Here is a 19,077-nt window from a genome sequence, read left to right on the forward strand (position 1 = left end):
TCGAGTCTGTAATTTAAAACCGATTTGTCGGCAAATTGTCATGTTTGACCCTGTTTGAAGCCTCAAAAGCGCCCTGTTTGATCTGCCTCAATCCCTTTATTTCCAAAGGATAGAGGTCTAATTGATCCCGCCTGTCCAGATTGTGTTGGGACTGTGTAAAACAGGTTGGAAAAAATTTCGTTCAAGTTGAACGACTTATTTGTCATGAAACAATCATGCGCCTTTCGCATGAAATGATTGTGACAGACGTGTGTCTGAGTATGCGCCAAACGCATGGGTGAGCTGAAAAAACTCGTCTCGTAGGATTGAATAAACAGGCGTACACCGGCTTCAGAACAAACCAACGCGAAACCGGAGCGCACATAGCTCCGCCTGTTATGGAAAGGATAAAGCCATGCGTCGTTATGGTGATTACGATCTGACCACGCTGCAGCGCGAAGCCGAAAAACTCCGTGCTCAGGCGATCCGCAAAGCCGTTGTTGCTTTGGCCCGCAAAGTTGCTTCCCTGTTCGGCGGTAACCGCCTGCCGGGTGGCCGTCCGGCCGGTGCCTAAGCTTAACGCTTGTCGATGAATACCGGGTCGAATGACCCAAAAAACACCCTCGCATTCCTCCCGTGCGGGGGTGTTTTGATTCCAGTCCCCATCGCAGGGCTTCACGCCACCCTCCCGTCCCGCTATTAAAGGGATAATCTGATAACCCGATTGCGGAGCCTGCCTGATGAAACTTGCCTATTATGCCTTTGGCGAAGAGAACCGAGACAATGGCACGCTTGTGATCCTGCATGGGCTTTTCGGGCAGGCGCGCAACTGGACCGCCATCGCACGTCGTCTGGCGGAAAAATACCACGTGGTAACGGCGGATCTTCGCAATCATGGCCGGTCTGGCTGGGATATGAACATGACCTACCCGGCGATGGCATCTGACATTGCCGAACTGATTGGCGATGTCGCCGATGGACCGGTGCATCTGATCGGGCATTCGATGGGGGGCAAGGCATCGATGGTTCTGGCCCTGTCACAGGATGCTGATCTGGTCGCCGATCTGGTTGTGGTTGATATCGCACCTGTGACCTATGATCATGACTATACCGGCTATATCAGTGCCATGAAGTCAGTGGATTTCGATGCGGTTTCGCGGCGTGCCGAAGTCGAAGATGCACTTGCCGGTGGCGTCTCGGAAAAGGGCGTGCGTCAGTTTCTGGCCCAGAATGTCGCGACCGACAAGGAAACCGGCAAAATGTCATGGCAGGTCAATATCGATGCCATGGCCAACCACCTTTCCGACATTACCGGCTGGCCCCAAACGGCAAATGGCAGTTTTGATCGCGATGTGCTGTTCATATCCGGGGCAAATTCGCATTATGTCGATCCCAAGGACCGCGATTACATCAAGTCGCTGTTTCCCAAGGCCGCCTTTACCAGCATCAAGGGGGCTGGTCATTGGGTTCATGCCGAAAAACCCGATGCGGTATTGCTGACCCTGTCTGCATTTCTGAACCGCTAACGGATATTTTGACATGACCGAGCATCCCAAAGGTTGGAACTTGCCGGAAAACGACGATATCCGTGTTCAGAATGTCGAATGCCTGTCGGACAACTGGTATCATCTGTACCGTGTAAGTTTTGATCTGCGCCGCAGTAACGGCGAATGGCAACATCAGCAACGTGAAGCCTATGACCGTGGCAACGGGGCGGGCATCCTGCTTTATAACCGTGTTGCTGGCACCGTGATCCTGACACGGCAATTTCGCCTGCCGTCTTTTATCAATGGTAATGAAACCGGCATGCTGATCGAAGTTCCGGCTGGCTTGCTTGATGATCGTGATCCGGCATCCGCCGTGGTTGCCGAAGTCGAAGAAGAAACCGGCTACAAGATCGGAAAACCGCAAAAAATATTTGATCTGTTCATGAGCCCCGGTTCGGTCACAGAACGCCTGCACCTGTTCGTGGCCGAAGTCACAAGCGATCACCGCGCGGGCGAGGGCGGCGGTTTGCATGAAGAGGGCGAGGATATCCACGTTCTTGAAGTGCCGTTCACGGATGCACTGGCCATGATATCGGATGGCCGGATCAGGGATGCCAAAACGGTCATTCTGTTACAGCATGCCATGTTAAATGGTCTGTTTGACTGAAGTTCGGTGAAGCCAAAGGAGAAGCCAATGTCCGGCTTTCGCAAGGATCACGCCCACTGGTCCGATATTGCACAAAACTGGATCGCCTGGGCGCGTAAGCCCGGCCATGATGCATTCTGGCAATTCCGCAAAAGTTTTGCCGACTTTGTTGGTTCTGGAACGGGTAATGCGCTTGATGTTGGCTGTGGCGAGGGACGCGGTTCAAGGCTTCTGACCGAGCTTGGCTATGACGTAACCGGCGTTGATCCGGTTGCGGATTTTATTCTGGCGGCGCGTGAAGCCGATAGCGATGCCAAATCGTCCTATCACATCGCGCCGGGCAATGATGTGCCGTTTGAAAATGAAAGCTTCGATCTTGTGCTGGCCTATAACGTCCTGATGGACGTGGATGATCTTTCGGGTACGCTGGATGAAATGCGGCGTGTCCTGCGCAAGGACGGGCAACTGGTGATTTCGATTGTGCATCCGTTCCGGGACCGTGGCCGGTTTGACGGGGCGGCCCCCGATGCGCCATTCGTCTTGGCAGGCAGCTATTTCGGAGAACGCCGGTTTGAAGGTAGCGAAGAACGCGATGGCCTGACCATGCATTTTGCCGGATGGTCGCGGCCGCTTGAATATTACATCAATGCGCTGGGCAAGGCCAGGTTTGGCGTATCGGCGATGCGCGAGCCGACCCCGGATCAGGCCGACCGCGACCAGCTCAAACAATGGTCACGCGTGCCCTTATTCATGTGGCTCAAGGCCCGGCCTCTTTAATATCTCACCACGGCAATTCGCTGCCATCATAGGCAAAGAAACCGCCGCTTTTCGATGGCTGCAATCCGTCGATCACCATCAGCATATTTGCCGTTGCCTGATCGGGGCTTTGCACATTCAGCCCCGATTTGGCAAATGGGTCCGAAAGGCCGGTATCGACCGTGCCGGGATGCAGGGCGATACAGATCGCGTGGCGTTTGCTGCGTGCAAGCTCGATGGCGGTGCATTTTACCAACTGGTTCAATGCGGCTTTTGCCGCCCGGTAACTGTACCAGCCGCCCATGCGGTTGTCGCCAATGCTGCCGACTTTGGCCGACAGGGTGGCAAAGACCGACTTGCCGACACGCGGCAATAGGGGCGTGAAATACTTCATTAGCAAGGCCGGACCGATGGCATTGATCAGAAACGATTTCGCCATGTAATCGGCATCGATCTGGCGCAAAGATTTTTCCGGCTGAAATATCTCGTCATGCAGATAACCGGTGGCATCGATGACCAGGCGAACGGATTGATTCTTGGCAGATGCCTGATCACGAACAAAGGCGGCGGCGTTTTCGATGCTGCCGGGATCGGTGAAATCAATGGCCGGTTCGGTGCTGCGCGATAATTCGATCACACTATCAAACCGGCCACAATCGCGAAGGTGATGCACAAAGGCCTGCCCGATGCCGCCGGTCGATCCGATGACGATTGCGATGCCAGCAGCATCAAAGCTTTGCAGTTTGGGTACGGGCGTTACCGGCATGGTCTGATCCCTGTCTGGTTTTTTATTCTGCCTGTTCTACGCAGGTATGACCGTGATGGTTTGTTGATTGTCACAGCGATGGATAGCGCCCGTCTGATGTGCGTCGTTCATTTTTCGCAAATCAGGAACAATTCAATGCCATATGTTTTTACCCAGGCCGCCAATACCGAAGCCATTGCCGAATGTGAATGGGGTAAGGCTGCCGAGATCATGTTTACCGGCTTTTCGTCCTGCATCGGGATCATGGCAATCAAGGACAATCAGGTCATCGGTGTGCATCTGCCACTGCGCGATGGGAATAACGCGGTGACCAATGCCGATATCGATACGGCAATCGGATTGCTGGATGGTGGGGCCTATCCTGTCGTGATCGGATCGATCAGTGCATGGGAAGCATCGGCGTCTGCTGTCTATCAGCATCTGGTCGATACACTGCACCCGGTTGAACAATATGCCTATGGCGATGGTACCTATGGCGGTGAAATCGTTAATGGCCGGATTCAGCCGCGCTATTAGTTTTCAATAGTCTGATGAATTGATCGGGTGCAGGCCAATATATGTAGCCGTCACACTCAAAAGCAAAAGCCGCCCCGAAATGAGGCGGCTTTTGGTGTTTTTATGTGTATGAGGATTATTCGGCTGCTTCGATCCGGGTCATGTCGGGGGCACTTTTGCGGCCTTTGCCATGCTGGTCGTGGCGGCGGATGAAATCCTTGATCCGCGGGCTGATCTGTTCACGCCAGCGGCGGCCGTTGAATACGCCGTAATGGCCGACCGATTTCTGATAATGATGCATGCGCATATTATCGGGCAGGTTGGCGCAAAGCTTGTGGGCTGCGCGGGTCTGGCCTTCGCCGGTGATATCGTCGCGTTCGCCTTCGACCGTCAGAAGGGCGGTCTTGGTGATGGCGGCCGGTTCGACCGGCACACCCTGCCAGAGCATCGTGCCTTCGGGCAGCTGGTGTTCGTGGAACACGACCTTCAGTGTTTGCAGATAGAATTCCGCACTCATATCCATGACGGCCAGATATTCGTGATAGAAATTGCGCTTGGCATCCGCACTTTCGCCGTCGCCCTCGACAAGATGGGTATACATCTCGTAATGGGCAGAAACGTGTTTGTCCCAGTTCATGCTCATGAAACCGGCAAGCTGCATGAAGCCCGGATACACGCGGCGCATCACCCCGGCATGGGGTAGCGGCACATGCGAAATCACATGGCGTTCAAACCAGTCGAGGCTGTGCTGTTTGGCAAAATTATTGACCTCGGTCGGGTTTTCGCGCGTATCGACCGGGCCGCCCATCAGGGTCATCGATGCCGGCTGGCAGGGCTCGTTGCCTGCGGCCATCAGCGATACAGCGGCAACCACCGGAACGGATGGCTGGCAAACCGCCATCAGGTGGGTGTTGGGACCAAGCTTGCGCAGGAACTGCATGACATAGTCGATATAGCTATCAAGGTCGAAATGACCCTGATGCACGGGAACCATTCGGGCATCGATCCAGTCGGTGATGTAAACATCGTGATCGGGCAGCAATGCCTCGACCGTACCGCGCAGCAGCGTTGAAAAGTGCCCCGACAGCGGGGCGACGATCAGCAGGCGCGGATCATCGGGCTGATTTTTAAGGTGATCGGTTTCGCGTTTGAAATGCAAAAGATTGCAGAACGGCTCGCTGTGGACGATTTCCTCGGTCACGGCGACGGTTTCACCATTGATGACCGTGGTATCAAGGCCGAATTCCGGTTTGCCATAACGGTGCGTGATATGGGTAAACACATCGAACGCGGCCGCGGTCGCACGCCCCTGATGGGTATAGGCAAGCGGGTTGACCGGATTGCGCAGCCACTTCTTGCTCGCATCTGCCGCCATCCTTAACGGACTGATGGTGGCGTGCTGCAATTCATAGAGATGGTACAGCATTATCTCTCACTCCCCGGCGATGCAAAAAGGTTCGGTGGTGGGGTGCATCGACCGTATTGGTCCCCGGCTGCTTCTTTCCGAAAGGATTTCCGGTAGGCAGGCCTTCTGTTTTTCGTAAATTCCCAATCAAACTTCAGATCACTTATGCGGGCGACCATCAGGTTAACCGGTTGTTGCGGGCCAAGGCCATGCAACATCACGATAAACAGAAATCCTGCAATTCATCAGAACCCTACGATACTTCAGGTTTCAATCAATAACCTAAAAGTATGATGAATTTCCAAACTTTCGTGTTTCATCTTGATTCAAACCAACATTTGCCCGTCTGTCGAGTTAAATTTTGCGGTGCAGCGCAAACTGTTGCGTTGCAACAATAGTTTTTGCCTGAAAGGCGGGTGATTTCCATCTGCACCTATACGGAGGTCTAGTTTTTCTGAGACTCGGCCAGCAAAGAAAAGCGCTGCTGTCGGGGAAACAGCAGCGTCAAGTAGCGCGGAATAGCGAAGGTAATATGCAAGTTACAATTCACGGGATCCGGATCGATGGATGAGAGACGACCGGCAAACGGGACAGGGTATGGGTGCGGGGTTGCCTGCCGGTCGTCATCCTGGATGGGAAGTCCATCCGGATCTCGTAAAAGGTATGAGCTTTGATCAGACCAGACCGCGAAGGGTTTGGGCCATGCCCAGTCCGATAACGAACAGGAAAAATCCGGTGCTTCCGACCACGGCAACCGTGCTGCAAAGCTCGTTCAGGCGGTGCGGATTTTCAAGCAACTTCATCATGGCGATGTCCTCCTCAATCTGTCTGAGGAAACCATACTGATCCTGTTTTGTTCTCACAAGAACAAAATTAGAACAAAAGCCGATAAAATATTTAAGATATTGATTTTTAATGAAATTTATATGGTCTCAATGTTCTCGTTTTTCGGAGGAAAATGAGAACATTGATGGTGCAGGGCCGGTATAAGGTTGAATGAAACCCGCAGAAAACAATGCTTTTGCGCGAGTCTTACGGGATGATGGACCATAGGGGAATGGAAAACAGAACATCATTGCATCCCCGATGTTCTGTCGTGCGACATCGGTGGACTATTCGGCAGCGGATGCCGGAATGGCGGTGCGTCGGTCCGGAACACCGTCTACCTCGCTTGGCAGCGGACGGGCCGGAACGGCACCGATGCGGGCATCGGGCATTGGCGGGTGATCGGGGAACTGGCCGTGAATGCGAATGTTCTCGCGATAGTCGCTGGCTGATTTTCCACGATACTGGCGAAAACGCCGGTTGAAGTTCGACAGATTGCTAAAACCGTTATTTTCGGCGATCTGATAGATCGGAAGATCGGTGCGCGATAACTGCACACAGGCCCGCGAAATACGATATTCGTTCAGATATTCGACAACACTGCGCCCGGTATAGCGTTTGAACAGCCGGTAAAAACTGCTTTCACTGACCCCGGCAACATCGGCAAGCGATGAAACCCGAAGCGGTTCTGCATAATGGGCGTGAATGAATGCCAGCGCGCGATCCACCCGAAGAGATTCACTGTTTTTCCCGGCTTCCCCGCCAAAATTGGCCGATGCCAATGGTTTGTCGATCCCGACAAGCAGGGCTTCAAGCAGTTCGATCATCAGGATAAAGCGCCGCCTTGGTTTGGCATCGTCAAGATGCGGACAGATTTCCTGAACGTGCGCGACGGCTTCGTCGGTAAAGGAAAGACCGCGACGCGCGCGGGCAAACAACTCATGGAAATCGGCAAACTCGACAAAATCCCGCGTCAGGTTTTCCACCCATTCCTGCGACAGCCAAAGCACATAAACCTCGATCGGGCGGGAAGGGTCGATGCGTTTGCATTCCCAAAGATGCGGCAGGTTGGGGCCGACCATGGCAAAATCCAGCCGGTCAAAATCCTGCCGGTGATCGCCGATCAGGCGGGACCCTTTGGCATTCAGCGTCAGAGTCATTTCATATTCGGGATGCTGGTGCCAGTTGCAGCGAAAATCATCCCAGACATAGTGAAAATAGCCCCAGCTATATCCCGGTGGATTGGTGATGCGTTCCTGGATGATCCGCATATCGTCCTACTATTCGTGTCATGATTGTTACGAATTTGCAGAATAGTATCATCCTTTGAAGGATATGACACTTTGAAAAGGTACGATCAGGCGTATCCTTTTTCAATCGGGCGGTTCCGTAACAAGCATTCGACCCGGAAAGATAACCACGCAAAAGCAACAATAGCAGCTGCTTAAAGCTGCATGGGAAAACCGATAACATCCTAGGGAGGTCTAAATGACCTTGATGAAAAAACTGCTCGCAACTGCGGGCGTTCTTGGCGCAGCTTTCGCAATGGCCGGATCGGCCAATGCCGCAAAAATTTCCATTTCCTGTGGTGCCGTCGGGCAGGAGCTTGCGCTTTGCCAGGAAGGTGTCGATGCATGGGCAAAGCAAACCGGTAACGAAGTCGCGGTGATTTCTACCCCGAATTCAACCACCGAACGACTGGCGCTGTATCAGCAAATTCTTGCCGCCGGGTCTTCTGACATCGATGTGTTCCAGATTGATGTGATTTGGCCGGGGATCCTTGGCAATCATTTCATCGACCTTGGTGAATATATGGCAGACGAAGCCAAAAAGCATTTTGAGGCCATCGTCACCAACAACACGTTTGATAACCGTCTGGTTGCCATGCCGTGGTTCACGGATGCGGGCGTCCTTTATTACCGCAAGGATTTGCTGGAAAAGTACGGCGAAAGCGTTCCCGAAACCTGGGAACAACTGACAAAAACCGCGCAGAAAATCCAGGAAGGTGAACGCAAGGCCGGCAATGACAAAATGTGGGGCCATGTGTTTCAGGGCCGTGCCTATGAAGGCCTGACCTGTAACGCACTGGAATGGGTGGTTTCGTTTAACGGCGGTTCGGTGGTCGAGCCGGACGGCGATATTTCGATCAATAACGATCAGGCAAAAAAGGCGATTGAAACTGCTTCAAGCTGGATCGGTACCATTTCCCCCGAAGGTGTCCTTGGCTATGCCGAGGAAGAAGCACGCGGTGTGTTCCAGTCGGGAAATTCGGTATTCATGCGCAACTGGCCCTATGCCTGGGCACTGGCCAATTCCGCAGACAGCCCGGTCAAGGGCAAAGTCGGTGTTGCCGCCCTTCCCAAGGGGGATGAAGACGGCCGTTCGGCGGCTGCCCTTGGCGGCTGGCAGTTGTCGGTTTCGAAATATTCGGAAAATCCCGAACTTGCCGCCGATCTTGTGAAATTTCTGACGTCATACGAAGAACAGAAACGCCGTGCGATCAATGGGTCCTATAACCCGACGATTGCCGATCTTTACAAGGATGAGGAAGTCCTTTCCGCGAATCCGTTCTTTGGCGATCTGTACGAGACATTCACCAGCGCGGCACCGCGCCCGTCAACCGTAACCGGTTCAAAATACAATCAGGTATCAAGCGAATTCTGGCAGGCGGTGCATGCGTCGCTGTCGGGATCGCAAACCGTAGATCAGGCAATTTCCGGGCTTGATCGCAACCTGAAACGCGTCAAGCGTTCCGGCTGGTAGGCAGGGACAGCACCACCGGACAATGGGGTGCCCGGTGGTGCACCAATGCTGTTCCCGTATCGGTTTGCTTTGACCGGTTTGACGGATGGCGGTCATCGCCGACCATCCCCCTTCAAAATCAAGAGCGGTTCCCATGGCGCAAGTTTCGTCCCTGACGCGTACAAGACGGCGTTCGGCATGGCTTTTTTTAATGCCGATGCTGGTCATTCTTACTTGCGTGGCCGGTTGGCCACTGCTTCGAACTTTCATCTTTGGCTTTACGGATGCCAATCTGTCCGATCTTGGCAATTATGGCTTTATCGGCTTTGAAAACTTCTATGCCGTTTATGACGGCGAGACATTCGGCCTTCTGGCCGATCCGGAATGGTGGCAAGCGGTCTGGAACACGATCTATTTTACCCTGATTTCAGTCTCGCTTGAAACGGTGCTGGGTATCATTGTGGCCCTTGTCCTTAATCAGGAATTCAAGGGACGCGGATTGGTGCGGGCGGCGGTGTTGATCCCGTGGGCGATCCCGACGATCGTGTCGGCCAAGATGTGGCACTGGATGCTGCATGACCAGTTCGGCATCCTCAATGATCTTTTTATGTCGCTAGGCCTGATTGCAGCACCGATTGCCTGGACAGCCAATCCTGATACGGCCATGGCCGCGGTGATCATGGTCGATGTCTGGAAAACAACACCGTTTATGGCGCTTCTGACGCTGGCCGCCCTTCAGATGCTGCCAAGTGACTGTTACGAGGCCGCACGTGTGGACGGCATTCATCCCGTCCGGGTGTTTTTCAAGGTGACATTGCCTCTGATCAAACCGGCCTTGATGGTGGCCGTGATTTTCCGGGCCCTTGATGCATTGCGTGTCTTTGACGTGATTTATGTTCTGACACCGAATAACCCGAACACCATGACCATGTCGGTCTATGCCCGGCAGCTTCTGGTCGATTTTCAGGAAGTCGGATATGGCTCGGCGGCATCAACACTGCTGTTTCTGGTCATCGCCTTTTCGATCATGGCCTACATGATGATCGGTCGGGTCCGGCTTGACGAGGGGGGACATTAACATGAACCGCAATGTCAAATCCCTGATGATGAAGGCAGGGTTCTATCTTCTGGTGGCGGTGATCGTGATCTTTGCCGTTTTCCCGTTTTACTATGCGATCCTGACCGCGTTCGAAACCGGGTCGGCGCTGTTTGACGTCAATTACCTGCCCGAAAGTTTCAGCTTCTCGAACTATCTGTCAGTGTTTGAAGGACAGCCATTCGGTCGCAATATTTTCAATTCGATCTTTGTCAGTGTGATGGTTGTGGCCCTGTCGCTTTTGATGGGGGTAACGGCATCCTATGCGCTTGCGCGGGTTAAATTCGCCGGGCGGGGATTGTTGCTGGTGACGATCCTGTCGGTATCGATGTTCCCGCAGGTTGCCGTGCTGTCGGGAATGTTCGAATTGATCCGGGCGGTCGGGCTTTATAATTCGATGTTCGGGCTGGCGATTTCATACATGATGCTGACCCTGCCATTCACGGTCTGGATACTGACCGCCTTCATGCGCGAACTGCCCCGCGAACTTGAAGAAGCCGCCGTGATGGACGGGGCAAGCCCGTGGACCGTGATCACGCGGGTGTTCCTGCCGGTCATGTGGCCGGCGATGGTCACCACCGGGCTTCTGGCCTTCATCATGGCATGGAACGAATTCCTGTTTGCCCTGACCTTCACCCTGACGAATGAACAGCGCACCGTACCGGTTGCTATCGCCCTGATTTCCGGGGCCAGCCAGTTTGAAATGCCGTGGGGCAATATCATGGCGGCATCGGTGATCGTGACGGTTCCGTTGATTGTTCTGGTTCTGATTTTCCAGCGTCGCATCGTGTCCGGCCTGACCGCCGGGGCTGTCAAAGGCTGATGCGGCTTCTCGTCCCACATGACTTTAAGGTGACTTAAATGGCTTTGGCCGGAAATCCTGACTGGTGGCGCGGTGGCGTCCTGTATCAAATCTATCCGCGCAGTTTCTTTGATTCCAACGGCGATGGCATTGGTGATCTGCCCGGGATTACCCAGAAACTGGATTACATTGCCGATCTGGGTGTTGATGGCATCTGGCTGTCGCCATTCTTTACCTCGCCGATGAAGGATTTCGGCTATGACGTGTCGGATTACCGCGATGTCGATCCGATGTTCGGGACATTGGCCGATTTCGACCATCTGGTTGAAAAGGCGCATTCGCTTGGCCTGCGCGTCACCATTGATCAGGTCCTGTCGCACAGTTCCGATCAGCATGCCTGGTTCAAAGAAAGCCGGTCATCACGCGATAACCCCAAGGCCGACTGGTATGTATGGGCCGATCCCAAACCCGATGGCACGCCGCCCAATAACTGGCTGTCGATCTTTGGTGGCTCGGCATGGAAGTTCGATACCACCCGACAGCAATATTACATGCACAATTTTCTGGTCAGTCAGCCGGACCTGAATTTCCATAACCCGGATGTACAGGCCCAGTTGCTTGACGATGTGGAATTCTGGCTGCGTCGCGGGGTGGATGGTTTCCGGCTTGATACCGCGAATTTCTATGTTCATGACGCGGAACTGCGGGACAACCCGCCTTGGGTTCCCGGCACCCACCGGCCCGAAGGCGCGCCAAAGGAAAACCCCTATACCCGTCAGATGCATGTCTATGACAAGACACGCCCGGAAAATATCGCGTTCCTGCAAAAACTGCGTGCGGTACTCGATAAATATCCCGGTGCCACGACGGTCGGTGAAATCGGGTCGGACAATTCGCTGGCGACGATGGCGGAATATACCGCCGGGGGCGACAAGCTTCACATGGCCTATACGATCAATCTGCTGGAAAGCCCGCTTGAAACGTCGCTGATCCGCGGAATGTTGCGCAATGTGTTTGACGTTCTTGGCGATGGTTGGCCGTGCTGGGCGGTGTCAAACCATGATTTTGTCCGGGTTGCGACCCGCTGGGGCAAGGATATGGGCGGGGATAATGATGCGCGCCTTCGCATGATCCCGGCCCTTTACACCACATTACGCGGCACGCCCTGCATCTATCAGGGGGAGGAACTTGGCCTTGAAGAAGCCGTCGTGCCCTTCGAATTGCTGCAAGACCCCTACGGGATTGAAATGTGGCCGGAATTCAAGGGGCGCGATGGGTGCCGGACTCCAATGCCATGGATGAATGCCAATATCCCGCATGGCGGTTTCACCACAAGCGATACGCCGTGGCTTCCGGTCCCCCAGGATCACAGCGGACTTGCGGTTGCCGAACAGATGGATGATCCCAATTCGTTGCGCAGTTTCTATCGTGATCTTCTGGCATGGCGCAAAACCCATCCGGAAATCATCGATGGCGATATCGAGATGCTCGATATCAACGACAACGTCATCGCCTATGCCCGGATGGCGGGTGTGGTGCGGACCATCTGCGTGTTCAACACGACACCCGATGCCCGGACCGTGACCTTGCCCGGGCGCTCGGATGCGAATTTCGCGCTTAACAGCGGATCGGTTACCGGCAATCAGCTTTCGCTGCCGGGCTGGGGCTTTTATTTCGGAACGATATAAATCGACAAGTCGAGGGAGGAACCCGCATGTCGGAAGTGGTTCTTAAGCAGGTTAAAAAACGTTTCGGTCCGATCGAGACCATTCATGGTGTCGATCTGAACATCCGCGATGGCGAGTTTTGTGTGTTTGTCGGCCCTTCAGGATGTGGCAAGTCGACCTTGCTGCGCCTGATTGCCGGGCTGGAAGATATCAGCGACGGCGAACTTTCCATCGGCGGCGAGGTCGTCAATGACAAGGCGCCGAAGGATCGTGGTGTTGCCATGGTCTTTCAGTCCTACGCGCTTTATCCGCATATGACGGTCTATGAAAACATGGCGTTCGGCCTTGATCTTGCGAAACGAAGCAAGGACGAACAACGCGACCGCGTGATGGCAGCGGCCAGGGTACTGCAACTTGAAGAATTGCTGGACCGCAAGCCAAAGGAACTTTCGGGCGGGCAGCGTCAGCGCGTCGCCATTGGCCGGGCGATTGTGCGCAAGCCGAAAGTATTCCTGTTTGATGAACCGCTGTCGAACCTTGATGCCGGTTTGCGCGTGCAAATGCGCATCGAATTGACAAAACTTCATGAAAAATTGAAGTCCACGATGATTTATGTGACGCATGATCAGGTCGAAGCCATGACAATGGCTGACAAGATCGTGGTTTTGCGGGCCGGTTCGGTCGAGCAGGTCGGGACCCCGCTTGAACTCTATCATCACCCGCAAAATCAATTTGTTGCGGGCTTCATCGGCTCGCCTAAAATGAACTTTGTTCCGGCGGTTGTGACGGAGGTTTCGCAACAAACTGTTACGGTTAAACTGAATTCCGGTAAAGAGGTGACGCTACCTGTTGATGGCAGTGGTCTTGACGCCGGAGATCGTGTAACAGTGGGCATCAGACCGGAACATTGCAGCCTTGCCGATCAGGACACGGCATTGCTGTCAGGAACGGTTGAAGTGGTTGAACATCTGGGCGAGGCGGGTCTCGTCTATGTGCAGGCTGATGGCGATGAACTGTTTGTTGCCCGTGTCACAGGTGATACGGCAATTGTAACAGGATCACCCATCGGCATTCATGCCCGGGTGGAAGATTGCTATCTGTTCGATCAGAACGGACAAGCCAGACGGCGCCTTGATGTGGATAACGAACCGCTCAGAGCCCAGCTGGCAACAGGATAGGCGGTGGCGGAGGAAACCCGTCGCCTGCCAACACGGTAAATACCGTGGCCCGGTCGTTTGCCAGAGCCCTTCGGGTTCGGGATCCCACCTTTACGACGGGGAGGAAACGAGTGAGAGCAGTTCGCTTGGAAGGCTTAGGGCAAGATGACACAAACGACGACGCAGCGCCAACGGCTGAAGCATCGTATCGCTGATATCGTGATTTTCGGTGGGACCGGAGATTTGGCGTTACGCAAACTTTTCCCCGCACTTTACGAAATGGAACGTACCGGGCGTTTCGATGATACCACACGCATTTTCGGTGCATCGCGTAGCGAACATTCCGATGAAGATTTCCGCGCCAAGCTGGAAGAAGCCGGAAAAAAGTACATTCCCAAAGGGGAATTTGACGCCAAGGTCTGGAAAAAGTTTGCCGCGCGCATCGCCTATGTTCAGGTTTCCGCCGGGGATGAAACCGGGTTTAAAATCCTGCATGAAAAACTTTCCGATCAGCCGGATCGGGACCGTGTTTATTATTTCTCGACCAGCCCGTCGCTGTTTGCCGATATGGCCTTTAACCTTAAGAATGCCGGTCTGGTAACGCCGAATTCGCGCGTTGTGCTTGAAAAGCCTCTGGGCCACGATCTTGAAAGCTGCCGTGAAATCAACGGCCAGATCGGTGAAGTTTTCGAAGAACACCAGATTTTCCGTATCGACCATTATCTTGGCAAGGAAACGGTGCAGAACCTTTTGATCCTGCGCTTTGCCAATGCCATGTTCGAACCGCTGTGGAACAGCGCGCATATCGACCATGTGCAGATCACGGTCGGCGAGGAAGTCGGTGTCGAAGGGCGCTGGTCCTATTATGACGATGCCGGCGCGATGCGCGATATGGTCCAGAACCATATGTTGCAGCTTCTCTGCCTTGTCGCGATGGAAGCCCCGCATGTTCTCGATCAGGACGCGGTGCGCGATGAAAAGGTCAAGGTGCTCAAGGCGCTGAAACCGATCAATGATTCCAATATCGACAGTGCCACCGTGCGCGGCCAGTACCGCAACGGTGCCGTCGGTGGCAAGGAAGTCCCGGGCTATCTTGAAGAAGAAGGTGCCAATATCGATAGCACCACCGAAACCTTTGTTGCCATCCGGGCCGAACTGAACAACTGGCGCTGGGCCGGGGTGCCGTTCTATCTGCGGACCGGTAAACGCTTGCCGAAACGTCATTCGGAAATTGTCATCCAGTTCCGCGATGTGCCGCACCAGATTTTCCCGCTGGCAAAATCAATGACCAATTATCAGGCCAACCGCCTTGTTCTGCGTTTGCAGCCTGATGACGGCATCCATCTGGTTCTGAATACCAAGAACCCGGGGCCGGGGCTGGTTCGTCTGCGTCCGACCGCGCTTAATCTGTCCTTTGCCGAGGCGTTCGGCGGACGCAGCCCGGATGCCTATGAACGCCTTTTGCTCGATGCGATTGATGGCAATAACACGCTGTTCGTCCGTCGCGATGAACAGGATATCGCCTGGCAGTGGGTCGATGCCATTCAGGAAGCATGGCAAAGCAATCACATCACGCCCAAGGGGTATACCTCGGGCACGTGGGGGCCTTCGTCGGCCATTGCGCTGATCGAGCGTGACGGTCGTACCTGGAACGAAGAAGCCGGGTTCTGATGACATGCGGGTCGCAACACCTTTTGGTGGGGCGGCCTTGCGTGACGATGAACCGGTTCCCAATTTTCTGGACGAAGACATGACAAACGAACGCATTTTTCAAAGCGGCGATGACATGCTTGCGGCCATGGTCAAGGAAACCGTGGAACGCCTTGAATTCGCCATTGCCACCCGCGGCCATGCCAGCATGGCGGTGGCCGGTGGCCGTTTTCCCAAACCGCTTTTTGAAAAACTCTCGACCGTCAAACTGGATTGGTCGAAAGTCACCGTCACCCTTGGCGATGATCGCTGGGTGGGGCTGGATGACGATCAGTCAAACGAAAAGCTGGTTCGCGATCATTTCCTGATCAACGAAGCCCAGCATGCGCGTTTTGTGTCGCTGAAAACCGGCGATGCCAATCCCGAAGACGCAATTTCTACGGTTTCAAGCCGCCTTCGCACCGATCTGAACTGGCCGCTTGATATCGTGTATCTGGGCATGGGTGATGATGGTCATACGGCATCCTTGTTCCCGTCATCCGCGCCCGATGCCCTGCAAAAGGGACTTTATCCCGCCCATGGCGAACTGGTTGCCGCCGCGCGCCCGACCGTATCCCCGGTTCCGCGCATCAGCATGACTTTGCCCGCTATCCTTAATGCCCGGTATATTGGCATCCATATTACCGGACAATCCAAATGGTCGACCTTTGAAACCGCGAAAAACGGCACCGAGATCGAAGAAATGCCGGTTCGCGCAATCTTGCAGCAGACTGACATCCCCGTCGATCTGTGGTGGAGCGCCGAGAACCCGAAAGGCTGAACCCCATGAAACGTGAATTAGAACAGATTACCAAACGCATCATCGAACGTTCCAAGCCCACCCGCGAGGCCTATCTGGAACGCATCGAAGCCGCCGCGTCCGACCGCCCGCACAGATCATCCCTGTCATGCGGCAACCTTGCCCATGCGTCTGCGGGTTGCAGTGCGGCGGACAAGGAACGCATCAATGGTGACGAAGGTGCCAATCTGGGCATCGTGACATCCTATAACGATATGCTGTCGGCTCATCAGCCATTGGGCGTTTATCCCGACCGCATCAAAAAGGCCGTGTTCGAAGCCGGCGCAACCGCACAGGTTGCCGGTGGTGTGCCCGCCATGTGCGATGGCGTGACACAGGGCCGCCCGGGGATGGAACTGTCCCTGTTTTCGCGCGACGTGATCGCGATGTCGACGGCGGTATCGCTGTCGCATGATGTGTTTGATGCCGCCCTTTATCTTGGTGTCTGTGATAAAATCGTACCGGGTCTGGTGATGGGCGCACTTGCCTATGGCCATATTCCGGCGGTGTTTGTCCCGGCCGGTCCAATGCCGTCCGGTTTGCCCAACAATGAAAAGGCCCGCATCCGGCAGCTTTACGCCCAGGGCAAGGTCGGTCGCAAGGAACTGCTCGAAGCCGAAACCGCGTCCTATCACAGCCCGGGGACCTGTACCTTCTATGGTACGGCGAACTCCAACCAGATGCTGATGGAAATCATGGGTCTGCATTTGCCCGGCGCGGCGTTCGTCAATCCGAACACCGATCTGCGTGATGCCCTGACCGAAGAAGCCGCCCGTCGTGCGCTTCAGATCACCAAGCTTGGCAATGATTACCGTCCGGTTGGCAAAATCCTGGATGAAAAGGCATTTGTGAACGGTATCATCGGTTTGCTTGCGACCGGTGGGTCGACCAACCACACCCTGCATCTTCCCGCAATGGCCCGTGCGGCGGGCATCGAACTTCGTTGGGAGGATTTCGATGAATTGTCGAAACTTGTGCCATTGCTGTGCCGCGTTTATCCGAACGGGCAGGCCGATGTGAACCATTTCCACGCCGCGGGCGGCATGGGCTTTGTGATCAGCGATCTTTTGAAAAACGGTCTTCTGCATCCCGATCTTCAGACCATCCATACCGGCGGCATGGCGGCCTACGGGACCGAGCCGTATCTGGATAATGGCAAATTGTCGTGGCGTGATGCCCCGGCCACCAGCCATGACGAGGAAATCCTGCGCCCGACCGAAAAGGCGTTCAGCACCGATGGCGGTCTGCGGATGCTGTCGGGGAATCTTGGCCGTTCGGTGATCAAGGTATCGGCGGTGAAGCCGGAAAACCGCGTGATCGAGGCCCCGGCTGCGGTCTTTACCTCGCAGGAAGAAATGATGCAGGCGTTCAAGGACGGCAAACTGCATCGTGACGTTGTCTGTGTTGTCCGTTTCCAGGGGGCCAAGGCCAATGGCATGCCGGAACTGCACAAACTGACCCCGCCGCTTGGCGTGTTGCAGGACCTTGGTTACAAGGTCGCCCTTGTCACCGATGGCCGCATGTCGGGCGCATCGGGCAAGGTCCCGGCGGCAATCCACGTCACCCCCGAAGCCATGATGAACGGTCCGATTGCCAAGGTCAAAGACGGCGATATCGTGCGTCTGGATGCCGAAACCGGCGAACTGATCCTGAACGTGACCGAGGCCGAACTGGCCAACCGCGATTTCGCGACCTTTGATAACAAGGCCGAACATCAGACCGGTTTCGGACGTGAATTATTCGGTGTGTTCCGTGAACATGTCGGACTGGCCGAAATGGGGGCCAGTGCGGTTCTTCCGGGGGCAGCCGAGGTCGAGGTGGCATAATGCGGCTGGTTGGTGATATCGGCGGTACCAACGCCCGTTTTGCCTGGATTGACGAAAATGGCGATCCGCAATCACCGATGACATTGCCGGTCCGCGATTATGCGACCATCGGCGATGCCATGCGGGATTTCATGGTGAAAACCGATTGTGCGGGTCTGAATGAATTTGCGGTTGCCGTGGCGTGCCCGGCATCCGCAGACATCATCAAATTCACCAACAACCCGTGGGTGTTTTCCAAGGATGCGCTGAAGGCCGAATTTGGTCTTGATCGTCTTGTGGTGGTCAATGACTTTACCGGTCTTGCGATGTCCGTGCCCTATCTTGGCGACGAAGACCTGATCACACTGTTTGATGGTCCGGGCCGTCCGGGATTGCCCTTGGCGGTGATCGGGGCGGGGACCGGGCTTGGTGTTTCGGGGCTTCTGCGCCATGACGGTCACTGGATTCCGATTCAGGGCGAAGGCGGCCATGTGTCTCTGCCCGCCGTGGATGATCTTGATTATGAAATTGTCAAATTCCTGACGGCTGAACTGGGCCGTGTGTCGGCGGAACGTATCCTGTCGGGCATGGGGCTTGAAAACCTTTATCGTGCGCTTTCTGCCATTGACGGGATTGATGTCACACCGCTAAGTGCGGCTGAAATCGTTGAAAATGCCATGCAGAAAAACGATCCGCTTTGCCTTAAGGTGCTGGATCGGTTCTGTCTGTTCATGGGCGGGGTGGCCGGTGATCTGGTTCTGACGCTTGGCGCATTTGATGGCGTATTTATCGGTGGCGGTATTGGTCCGCGTATTGCCGGTTTTATGAAACAAAGCGGCCTTAAGGATCGTATGATCGCCAAGGGCCGTTTCCATGATTTGATGAATGATGTGCCGGTGCGCCTGATGACGGCGAAATACCCGGCCCTGATCGGTTGCGCTAGAATTTTGACGGCCTGACC

The 19,077-nt window shown here is 54.7% G+C and carries 18 protein-coding genes; 14 read left to right on the top strand and 4 right to left on the bottom strand.

Annotated features, from left to right (window positions below; all coding sequences use genetic code 11):
* Window positions 1-394: 394 nt before the first annotated feature.
* The 4 genes from LG297_RS05790 to LG297_RS05805 all read left to right on the top strand — a co-directional run bounded on the left by LG297_RS05790 (window position 395) and on the right by LG297_RS05805 (window position 2,889).
* On the top strand, window positions 395-553 hold the full coding sequence (locus LG297_RS05790; RefSeq protein WP_404426006.1) for an RSP_7527 family protein: 159 nt from the start codon (window positions 395-397) through the stop codon (window positions 551-553).
* Between the two features lie 166 nt (window positions 554-719).
* On the top strand, window positions 720-1,505 hold the full coding sequence (locus LG297_RS05795; RefSeq protein WP_404426007.1) for an alpha/beta fold hydrolase: 786 nt from the start codon (window positions 720-722) through the stop codon (window positions 1,503-1,505).
* A gap of 13 nt (window positions 1,506-1,518) precedes the next feature.
* Window positions 1,519-2,133: an NUDIX domain-containing protein gene (locus tag LG297_RS05800; protein WP_404426008.1), complete on the top strand. Its 615-nt coding sequence runs from the start codon at window positions 1,519-1,521 to the stop codon at window positions 2,131-2,133.
* A gap of 27 nt (window positions 2,134-2,160) precedes the next feature.
* Complete coding sequence (locus tag LG297_RS05805; RefSeq protein WP_404426009.1) at window positions 2,161-2,889, top strand: methyltransferase domain-containing protein; 729 nt, start codon at window positions 2,161-2,163, stop codon at window positions 2,887-2,889.
* Window positions 2,890-2,893: 4 nt separating this feature from the next.
* Here LG297_RS05805 and LG297_RS05810 read toward each other — a convergent pair whose 3' ends face one another.
* On the bottom strand, window positions 2,894-3,634 hold the full coding sequence (locus LG297_RS05810) for an SDR family NAD(P)-dependent oxidoreductase (RefSeq protein WP_404426010.1): 741 nt from the start codon (window positions 3,632-3,634) through the stop codon (window positions 2,894-2,896).
* A 135-nt stretch (window positions 3,635-3,769) separates the two neighbouring features.
* Here LG297_RS05810 and LG297_RS05815 point away from each other — a divergent pair, with 135 nt between their 5' ends.
* Window positions 3,770-4,150: a hypothetical protein gene (locus LG297_RS05815; RefSeq protein WP_404426011.1), complete on the top strand. Its 381-nt coding sequence runs from the start codon at window positions 3,770-3,772 to the stop codon at window positions 4,148-4,150.
* 115 nt (window positions 4,151-4,265) lie between these two features.
* Here LG297_RS05815 and LG297_RS05820 read toward each other — a convergent pair whose 3' ends face one another.
* From LG297_RS05820 to LG297_RS05830, 3 genes are all read right to left on the bottom strand, one after another.
* Window positions 4,266-5,555: a polyhydroxyalkanoate depolymerase gene (locus LG297_RS05820; protein WP_404426012.1), complete on the bottom strand. Its 1,290-nt coding sequence runs from the start codon at window positions 5,553-5,555 to the stop codon at window positions 4,266-4,268.
* Between the two features lie 653 nt (window positions 5,556-6,208).
* Entirely contained in the window at window positions 6,209-6,340 is a 132-nt protein-coding gene (locus LG297_RS05825; RefSeq protein ID WP_404426013.1) for a hypothetical protein, read from the bottom strand.
* A gap of 306 nt (window positions 6,341-6,646) precedes the next feature.
* A complete protein-coding gene (locus LG297_RS05830; RefSeq protein WP_404426014.1) occupies window positions 6,647-7,630 on the bottom strand; it encodes a helix-turn-helix domain-containing protein in 984 nt (327 codons plus the stop codon).
* 217 nt (window positions 7,631-7,847) lie between these two features.
* Here LG297_RS05830 and LG297_RS05835 point away from each other — a divergent pair, with 217 nt between their 5' ends.
* The 9 genes from LG297_RS05835 (at window position 7,848) to glk (ending at window position 19,075) form a co-directional block, all read left to right on the top strand.
* Window positions 7,848-9,122: an ABC transporter substrate-binding protein gene (locus tag LG297_RS05835; RefSeq protein ID WP_404426015.1), complete on the top strand. Its 1,275-nt coding sequence runs from the start codon at window positions 7,848-7,850 to the stop codon at window positions 9,120-9,122.
* 133 nt (window positions 9,123-9,255) lie between these two features.
* A complete protein-coding gene (locus LG297_RS05840; RefSeq protein WP_404426016.1) occupies window positions 9,256-10,179 on the top strand; it encodes a carbohydrate ABC transporter permease in 924 nt (307 codons plus the stop codon).
* 1 nt (window position 10,180) lies between these two features.
* The gene (locus LG297_RS05845) at window positions 10,181-11,020 is read left to right on the top strand and encodes a carbohydrate ABC transporter permease (RefSeq protein WP_007090838.1); all 840 of its coding nucleotides are present in this window, start codon (window positions 10,181-10,183) and stop codon (window positions 11,018-11,020) included.
* 38 nt (window positions 11,021-11,058) lie between these two features.
* A complete protein-coding gene (locus LG297_RS05850) occupies window positions 11,059-12,687 on the top strand; it encodes an alpha-glucosidase (RefSeq protein WP_404426017.1) in 1,629 nt (542 codons plus the stop codon).
* A 26-nt stretch (window positions 12,688-12,713) separates the two neighbouring features.
* A complete protein-coding gene (locus LG297_RS05855) occupies window positions 12,714-13,844 on the top strand; it encodes an ABC transporter ATP-binding protein (RefSeq protein WP_404426018.1) in 1,131 nt (376 codons plus the stop codon).
* A 144-nt stretch (window positions 13,845-13,988) separates the two neighbouring features.
* Entirely contained in the window at window positions 13,989-15,494 is a 1,506-nt protein-coding gene (gene zwf / locus LG297_RS05860) for a glucose-6-phosphate dehydrogenase (protein WP_404426019.1), read from the top strand.
* 4 nt (window positions 15,495-15,498) lie between these two features.
* Entirely contained in the window at window positions 15,499-16,293 is a 795-nt protein-coding gene (pgl, locus tag LG297_RS05865) for a 6-phosphogluconolactonase (RefSeq protein ID WP_404426020.1), read from the top strand.
* A 5-nt stretch (window positions 16,294-16,298) separates the two neighbouring features.
* Complete coding sequence (edd, locus tag LG297_RS05870; protein WP_404426021.1) at window positions 16,299-18,137, top strand: phosphogluconate dehydratase; 1,839 nt, start codon at window positions 16,299-16,301, stop codon at window positions 18,135-18,137.
* A complete protein-coding gene (gene glk / locus LG297_RS05875; RefSeq protein ID WP_404426022.1) occupies window positions 18,137-19,075 on the top strand; it encodes a glucokinase in 939 nt (312 codons plus the stop codon). The genes edd and glk overlap by 1 nt, the downstream gene beginning before the upstream one ends.
* The last annotated feature ends 2 nt before the right edge of the window (window positions 19,076-19,077 follow it).

The sequence above is a fragment of the Thalassospira australica genome, from assembly GCF_044790785.1.
Classification (GTDB): Bacteria; Pseudomonadota; Alphaproteobacteria; order Rhodospirillales; family Thalassospiraceae; genus Thalassospira; species Thalassospira australica_A.

What these genes read in the sequence shown, in the direction of transcription:
- LG297_RS05790 (WP_404426006.1), top strand. Translation starts at nt 395, where the DNA reads ATGCGTCGTTATGGTGATTACGATCTGACCACGCTGCAGCGCGAAGCC.
- LG297_RS05795 (WP_404426007.1), top strand. Translation starts at nt 720, where the DNA reads ATGAAACTTGCCTATTATGCCTTTGGCGAAGAGAACCGAGACAATGGC.
- LG297_RS05800 (WP_404426008.1), top strand. Translation starts at nt 1,519, where the DNA reads ATGACCGAGCATCCCAAAGGTTGGAACTTGCCGGAAAACGACGATATC.
- LG297_RS05805 (WP_404426009.1), top strand. Translation starts at nt 2,161, where the DNA reads ATGTCCGGCTTTCGCAAGGATCACGCCCACTGGTCCGATATTGCACAA.
- LG297_RS05810 (WP_404426010.1), bottom strand. Translation starts at nt 3,634, where the DNA reads ATGCCGGTAACGCCCGTACCCAAACTGCAAAGCTTTGATGCTGCTGGC.
- LG297_RS05815 (WP_404426011.1), top strand. Translation starts at nt 3,770, where the DNA reads ATGCCATATGTTTTTACCCAGGCCGCCAATACCGAAGCCATTGCCGAA.
- LG297_RS05820 (WP_404426012.1), bottom strand. Translation starts at nt 5,555, where the DNA reads ATGCTGTACCATCTCTATGAATTGCAGCACGCCACCATCAGTCCGTTA.
- LG297_RS05825 (WP_404426013.1), bottom strand. Translation starts at nt 6,340, where the DNA reads ATGATGAAGTTGCTTGAAAATCCGCACCGCCTGAACGAGCTTTGCAGC.
- LG297_RS05830 (WP_404426014.1), bottom strand. Translation starts at nt 7,630, where the DNA reads ATGCGGATCATCCAGGAACGCATCACCAATCCACCGGGATATAGCTGG.
- LG297_RS05835 (WP_404426015.1), top strand. Translation starts at nt 7,848, where the DNA reads ATGACCTTGATGAAAAAACTGCTCGCAACTGCGGGCGTTCTTGGCGCA.
- LG297_RS05840 (WP_404426016.1), top strand. Translation starts at nt 9,256, where the DNA reads ATGGCGCAAGTTTCGTCCCTGACGCGTACAAGACGGCGTTCGGCATGG.
- LG297_RS05845 (WP_007090838.1), top strand. Translation starts at nt 10,181, where the DNA reads ATGAACCGCAATGTCAAATCCCTGATGATGAAGGCAGGGTTCTATCTT.
- LG297_RS05850 (WP_404426017.1), top strand. Translation starts at nt 11,059, where the DNA reads ATGGCTTTGGCCGGAAATCCTGACTGGTGGCGCGGTGGCGTCCTGTAT.
- LG297_RS05855 (WP_404426018.1), top strand. Translation starts at nt 12,714, where the DNA reads ATGTCGGAAGTGGTTCTTAAGCAGGTTAAAAAACGTTTCGGTCCGATC.
- zwf (WP_404426019.1), top strand. Translation starts at nt 13,989, where the DNA reads ATGACACAAACGACGACGCAGCGCCAACGGCTGAAGCATCGTATCGCT.
- pgl (WP_404426020.1), top strand. Translation starts at nt 15,499, where the DNA reads ATGCGGGTCGCAACACCTTTTGGTGGGGCGGCCTTGCGTGACGATGAA.
- edd (WP_404426021.1), top strand. Translation starts at nt 16,299, where the DNA reads ATGAAACGTGAATTAGAACAGATTACCAAACGCATCATCGAACGTTCC.
- glk (WP_404426022.1), top strand. Translation starts at nt 18,137, where the DNA reads ATGCGGCTGGTTGGTGATATCGGCGGTACCAACGCCCGTTTTGCCTGG.